The 1,442-nt window shown below is 36.5% G+C and carries 1 protein-coding gene and 1 pseudogene; both read right to left on the bottom strand.

Annotated features, from left to right (window positions below):
• Nucleotides 1–115, bottom strand: a pseudogene (locus QZ114_RS07635) (ABC transporter ATP-binding protein); the annotation flags it as partial.
• A 1-nt stretch (nt 116) separates the two neighbouring features.
• Nucleotides 117–1,442 (bottom strand): DUF1430 domain-containing protein (locus tag QZ114_RS07630; RefSeq protein WP_295501705.1); only part of this gene is annotated, 1,326 nt, incomplete at its 5' end.

Here is a 1,442-nt window from a genome sequence, read left to right as displayed (position 1 = left end):
CACAGCCACTTGTACCGATTAAGGCATAAATTTTCCCACCTTCAAAATGAAGATTCGTATCTGAAAATAGCTGACGGCTTCCAAATTTTTTAGATATATTCTTTAGTTCAATCATCCTATTTTCCTTTCATAATTGTCATAGAAACACGAGATTCTTTCTGCGCTTGACGGTAAAGCGTCAAAACTGCACTAGCTAGAAAGACTAATAAAGTGAGCAAGCCAATCACCAAGTCTCGACTGCTTAAAATAAAGAGACTAGCACCAAATACAAAACTGGCAAATTGACTAACCATATACTGAGCATGTGTTTCAAAAAATCGTAAACCTGAAATTCGTTTAATCAAGATATCTCGGCGGAATTGCTCGAAATATAGAAGATTGACAGAATAAAAGAGTAACAAGGAACTAGCTATCCCCACAATAGCTCCTAAGATTAAAGTTGCTGTTTCAGTTTGAACTTCATTATAACGAGTTAGATAAACACTTCTTCCTTCTTTAAGATAAGATACTTGCTCATAAATTCCAGCTTTCTTCAAGAGTTCTAGCCCACTCTCATATCCTTTGATAAAGAGTTGTTTTCCAGCATTGATAGACCAACTAGATTTGGAAATGATACTATCACCTGTAGATGTTGGAGTAAATACAACTAAAATCGGATCGGTTAAGTACTGGATGGATACTGGGCTTTCACCGTTATTATAAATAAATCGCTTTTCTCCAGTTGGAAGATAGCTAACAATCGCTCTCATTTCATACTCTAAAGGAGCACTTGCCTCCTCACCAGATTTTCCATAATAACTCAATCTTTCTTCAAAAGCTTTCTTAAGTTCTGCTTCCTGTGAACGAAGAGATTCTGGTAATAAGAGTCCAAACTCTCCTTTTTGAAGATGGGCTAACTTCTGTTTGGTCTCAGCATCTACCACGACCTTTTCCTTGTCCAAATAACTTGGACTGACATAGAGAACATTAGCATCTGGACTATAGGTATCCAGTGTCTCTCCGTTTTTATTTTTTCCTTGAGGATTTGCAAAATGAATGAGATTATCTTTTACAAATAGAGCCTGTTCTTTTTCAACTGCTTCCTTGGCAAAGGCATACCACTTATTCTGATTTTCTGTATCTTTTACTCTATCACCTAAGCCAAAGGAAATCTGGTAATAGTCTGCTCTGTCCTTCCACGCTTGTTTTGAAATTTCAAGTTCTTTCAATCGTTGGTAAGACGTCAAGCCTGTCTTAACAGCGTAGCCTACTGTAAAAACAGCAACTAACTGACACAATAGGGTTAAAGCCATCAAGCGTTTAAGGGGTAATCTTCCCTTAATAACGGGAACTAATGCTTTATAACTCAAACTTATTAGATAAAGAAGCATTAGTAAAATTGAAATCGCCAATAAAAACAACAGATAGAAACTAATCCCAAAACCATAGGTGGCTAACAAGAT

Source organism: uncultured Streptococcus sp. (genome assembly GCF_901875575.1).
Taxonomy (GTDB): Bacteria; Bacillota; Bacilli; order Lactobacillales; family Streptococcaceae; genus Streptococcus.
This window is presented reverse-complemented; position numbering and strand designations above follow the sequence as displayed.